Source organism: bacterium, from assembly GCA_028821235.1.
Classification (GTDB): domain Bacteria; phylum Actinomycetota; class Acidimicrobiia; order Spongiisociales; family Spongiisociaceae; genus Spongiisocius.
The window spans coordinates 1-4,844 of record JAPPGV010000162.1 but is presented as its reverse complement, the minus strand read 5'-3'; the positions used below and the strand labels follow the sequence as shown (position 1 = coordinate 4,844).

At 65.9% G+C, this 4,844-nt stretch carries 5 protein-coding genes; all 5 read right to left on the bottom strand.

What is annotated here, in order from left to right; all coding sequences use genetic code 11:
* Positions 1–100: 100 nt before the first annotated feature.
* Entirely contained in the window at positions 101–1,456 is a 1,356-nt protein-coding gene (gene pafA / locus OXK16_16820; GenBank protein ID MDE0377603.1) for a Pup--protein ligase, read from the bottom strand.
* Positions 1,457–1,493: 37 nt separating this feature from the next.
* Positions 1,494–2,171, bottom strand: coding sequence for a proteasome subunit alpha (gene prcA, locus OXK16_16815; protein MDE0377602.1), 678 nt, complete (start codon positions 2,169–2,171; stop codon positions 1,494–1,496).
* Positions 2,168–2,959 carry a proteasome subunit beta gene (gene prcB / locus OXK16_16810; GenBank protein ID MDE0377601.1) on the bottom strand — a complete coding sequence of 264 codons (792 nt, stop codon included), beginning with the start codon at positions 2,957–2,959 and terminating at the stop codon, positions 2,168–2,170. Before prcB ends, prcA begins: the two co-directional genes overlap by 4 nt.
* Positions 2,956–3,144, bottom strand: coding sequence for a ubiquitin-like protein Pup (locus tag OXK16_16805; protein MDE0377600.1), 189 nt, complete (start codon positions 3,142–3,144; stop codon positions 2,956–2,958). The genes prcB and OXK16_16805 overlap by 4 nt, the downstream gene beginning before the upstream one ends.
* Before the next feature lie 342 nt (positions 3,145–3,486).
* Positions 3,487–4,844 (bottom strand): depupylase/deamidase Dop (dop, locus tag OXK16_16800; protein ID MDE0377599.1); only part of this gene is annotated, 1,358 nt, incomplete at its 5' end.

Sequence of the window (4,844 nt, the reverse complement as noted above, 5' to 3'; positions counted from 1 at the left end):
TCGTCAGCGGGCCTTGCGAGGAACACCGCTGCCGACGCCATACCACACCGCCACTACGCAGACAGACCACTAGGGATGGCGGGTCCGTCCCCCCCGGATCTCACAGGCCGGCGATCAGGCGTTCCACCCGCTCGTCGAAGGCCTTGAAGGGATCCTTGCAGAGCACGGTTCGCTGGGCCTGGTCGTTCAGCTTCAGGTGGACCCAGTCCACCGTGTAGTCGCGGTTGCGGGCCTTGGCGGCCGCAATGAACTGGCCGCGGAGCCGGGCGCGGGTGGTCTGGGGAGGCTTTTCCTTGGCGATGGCGATGGCGGCGTCGGTTACCAGGCGCTCCACGACACCGCGCCGGGCCAGCAGGTAGTAGAGGCTGCGCTCCTCCGTCACATCGTGGTAGCTGAGGTCCAGCAACTGGACCCGGGCGTCGGAGAGGGTCAGGCCGTGCTTGGCCCGGTAGCGCTCGATGAGGTGGTACTTCGTGACCCAGTCGACCTGGCGTTCCAGCGAGAAAGGATCCTTCTCGAGGCCGGTGAGCAGGTGCTCCCACATCTCGACGGCTCGCTGCACCGAGGTGGGGAACCCGGGGTTCCGGGCGTACCGGATGATGCGGTCCAGGTATTCCCACTGGATGTCGAGGGCCGACAGCATCCGACCGTTGGCTAGGCGTACCGGTTGCCGGCAGGTCGGGTCCTGGCTGATCTCCCGGATGGCGCGGATGGGGTTGGCAAGGGTGAGGTCTCTGAACATCACGTCGGCTTCGATCATCTCGAGCAGCGCGACGGTGGCGCCCACCTTGACGTAGGTGGCGTACTCGTTCATGTTGGAGTCGCCGGCGATCACGTGGAGGCGCCGGAACCGCTCGGCATCGGCATGAGGCTCGTCACGGGTGTTGATGATGGGGCGCGACCGCGTCGTGGCCGAGGAGACCCCTTCCCAGATGTGGTCGGCCCGTTGCGAGATCGAGAAGGTGGGCCCCTTGGCGGTCTGGAGGAGCTTCCCCGCCCCCGAGAAGATCTGGCGGCTGACCAGGAACGGTATGAGGATGTCCAGCATCTTCTGGAAGTCCGCCTTGCGGAGTACCAGGTAGTTCTCGTGGCACCCGTAGGAGTTGCCGGCCGAGTCGGTGTTGTTCTTGTAGAGGAAGATGTTCCCGCGGATGCCGTCGTTCCGGAGGCGTTGCTCGGCGGAACGCTGGAGATCCTCCAGGACCCGCTCCCCGGCCTTGTCGTGGGCCACCAGGTCGAGGAGGTCGTCGCACTCCGGTGTGGCGTACTCCGGATGGCTACCCACGTCCAGATAGAGCCGCGCCCCGTTCTCCAGGAACACGTTGGACGACCGACCCCATGTCACGACCCCCCGGAAGAGGATGCGGGCCACCTCATCAGGACTGAGGCGACGCTGACCTCGAAGCGTGCACGTGATCCCGAACTCGTTCTCGAGACCGAAGATGCGCCGTTCCATGGGTCAATAGGGTAGGGGTCGCCGGAGCGGGAGCGCCTCAGGAGTTCGCTATCTCGCCGAGTTCTTCCTTGGTCAGGCGGCGGAACCGGCGCGCCGGGCCCTCTCGCGCCAGCAGGGCGCCCTCCCACCCGTCGATATCGCGGCCCTCGACCTCCCGGAACGCGTTGGCTGTGAGGGTCAGTGCCTCGTCCAGGCCGAGGGTGTCCTGGTAGTCCTCCCCCAGCCGGTCGGACAGCTCGTCGGCCTGTCCACCGATGGCCGTGTATCCGCGCTTGTCGTACAGGGTGCCGTCGTATGTCACCTTGAACAGGCGGTCCTCGGCAACGGTCCGGCCGACCTCCGCCACCAGCACCTCCACCTCGAAGGGCTTGGGCCCCTGGACGAATATGTTTCCCAACGTCTGCGAGAAGGCCGACGCGAGGCTCTTGGCGGTGACATCGCGGCGCCCGTACTGGTATCCCTTGATGTCGGCATAGCGGATTCCCGCCACCCGCAATGACTCGAACTCGTTGTACTTGCCCACGCCGGCGAACGCGATACGGTCGTAGATCTCCGAGGTCTTGGTGAGGGTGCGGCTGGGGTTCTCCGCCAGCAGCAGGACCCCCTCCCGGACCTCCAGAGCGGCGATCGAACGGCCCCGGGCAATGCCCTTGCGGGCGTACTCGGCGCGGTCCTTGACCAGCTGTTCGGGAGCTACGTAGAACGGAAGGGTCACCGGACCACCTCCAAAGCCCGTTCGGCCGCCTCAGCCACTTCGGTCCGATCGACTTCCTGGACGCCGTCGGTGGTGACCGTGAACACATTGGGGTAGATCCCGCGACGCAGGTCGGGACCTCCGGTTGCCAGGTCCTGGCCGGCTGCCGCCACCAGGGCGGCGATGCTGTGGTCGATGGCTTCGGTCCGATCGGATCCGGTGCTGTACACCGTTCTCAGGTATGCCCGCGCTTCCCGGCTCCCCGACCCGGCGGCGCCGAAGTCCCGCTCCTCGTAGCGGCCACCGATCGCATCGAAGGTGAACACGTGCCCGGTACCGCTCTCGGGCTCGATCCCGCAGAACAGCGGCACCACCACGAATCCCTGCAGGGCCATGGGCAGCTGGGAACGAACCATGCGGGCCAGGTAGGTGGCCTTCCCCTCCAGGCTGAGCCGCACGCCCTCGAGCTTCTCGTAGTGCTCCAACTCGGTCTGGAAGAGGCGGATCAGCTCGACTCCGAGCCCCGCCGTTCCCGATATGGCCACGGCCGAATAGGAGTCCGCCGCGAACACCTTCTGGATGTGGCGATGAGCGATGTCGTAGCCGGCGGTCGCCTGGCGATCCCCCACCATCACCACGCCGCCGTCGTAGCGGAGGGCCAGCACCGTGGTGGCGTCGGGCGGGTGGAAACCCGAAGGCGGGGCGTCCGGACCCATAGACCATTCGGGAGCCAGGTCGAGCGACCTGATCAGTTCGGTGAAGCTGGCGCCCGGCAGGGGCGCCCCCAAGGGAAGCAGGCTGCCCGTCACTCGCCCCCCTTCTGGACGTAGTTCTTGACAAACTCCTCGGCGTTCTCCTCGAGTACCGAATCAATCTCGTCCAGGAGCTCGTCGATCTTGTGTACCCCGCCCTGCCCGGCGACCTGTGGGGACGCGGCAACCGGCTCGGACACCTCGCCGCGACGGCGCCGGATCCGCTCTCGTTCCTGTGCCATCTCTTCTCCTCCTAGTGGTCTGTCTGCGAAACAACCAGGCGTGCTCTGGCGGTCATCGGCGTCCCGTCGCTGCGTTCCGCTTCCTCAACGTACCACTGCGGGTACGCCTTCGTCAGCGGGCCTTGCGAGGAACACCGGTGCCGACGCCACACCACACCGCCATTACACAGACAGACCACAGTGGTCTGTCTGCGAAACAACCAGGCGTGCTCTGGCGGTCATCGGCGTCCCGTCGCTGCGTTCCGCTTCCTCAACGTACCACTGCGGGTACGCCTTCGTCCCATCGGCCGATGGCCTGATCTCAGGGGTATGTGACAGCGGGGCCTGCCCATCCACATCTTCTCAGCACCCTCCAAGAGCGTCCAGGAGCGTGGCCGCGTCCGGAGAGGCATCGAGCAGGTCGCCAACCAGTGACTCGTTACCCCGCAAGGGCTCCATCATAGGCACCCGCTTGAGGGAGTCCTCACCCACGTCGAATACCAGCGAATCCCAGTTGGCGGCCACGAGCGAGTCAGGGTACTTCTTGACACAGCGTCCGCGGAAGTAGGCGCGGGTTTCTCTGGGCGGTTCCAAGGTGGCCCGCCGTAGTTCGGCCTCATCGAAGATTCTCCGGAGCAGCCCCCGCTCCTCGAGCCGGTATGCCAAGCCCTTGCGGGGGTCGGTGTCGTGGTACTGGAGCGCGGCCATGGCCAGCTTGGGATCGTGCCATTCCAGCTCGTCCCGCCGGCGAAATGCGCTCAGCATCCGTAGCTTGGCAGTCCAGTCGATCCGGTCCGAAGTGAGCATCGCGTCCTGTTCCAGGTCGTTGAGTATGGAACTCCACTCGGTGATGACATCCGCCCACACCGGCTCCGGATGGTTGGAGGCGGCGTATTTCGACAGCCATTCGAGGTAGCGGAACTGGAGTTCGAGAGCGGTGGCGGACGAGCCGTCGGCCAGGGGCAGGGGCAGGCTGAGAGATAGGTCATGGCTCAATTGCCAGGTGGCCGCGACCGGATCGGCCAGGGCCAGATCGTCGGGAACGGCACGGTCCTCGATAGCAGCCAGGAGCAGGGCGGTGGTTCCCAGCTTCACGAACGTCTGTACCTCGGACATGTTGGCGTCACCGATGATGACGTGGAAGCGGCGGTACCGGGCCGGGTCGCCGTGGGGCTCGTCCCTGGTGTTGATGATGGGTCTCTTGAGCGTGGTCTCCAGCCCGACCTCCTCCTCGAAGAAGTCGGCTCGCTGGCTGATCTGGTACCGCACCGGCGGGCGGCCGTTCTCGGAGCCGAGCTTCCCCGACCCGGTGAAGACCTGGCGGGTCACCAGCCACGTGGTGGCATAACGGATCAGGTCGGAGAAGGGTAACTCTCTGTCGACCAGGTAGTTCTCGTGGTGGCCGTAGGAGTTGCTCTTTCCGTCGCTGTTGTTCTTGTGGACGTACATGTACTCGCCGGGCCGGAGAATCTGGTAGGCCTGGTCCACCGCGGTGGCCACCACCCTCTCCCCCACCTTGTCGTACAAGGCGGCCTGTCGCGGGTCGACGCACTCGGGGCTGGAGTACTCGGGATGGGCGTGATCGACGTAGAAGCGGGCGCCGTTGGTCAGTACCACGTTGACCAGTCCGGAATCGGGCTCGACCAGGCCGTGGTCCTCGTGACCGCCCCCGCGGGCGTCCCGGCCCGGGGTCTCCTCGTCGAACGACCACCGCACCCGAA

Bases quoted from the DNA above. Each gene is read 5' to 3' on its own strand.
- OXK16_16805 (MDE0377600.1), bottom strand. From the start codon at position 3,144: ATGGCACAGGAACGAGAGCGGATCCGGCGCCGTCGCGGCGAGGTGTCC.
- pafA (MDE0377603.1), bottom strand. From the start codon at position 1,456: ATGGAACGGCGCATCTTCGGTCTCGAGAACGAGTTCGGGATCACGTGC.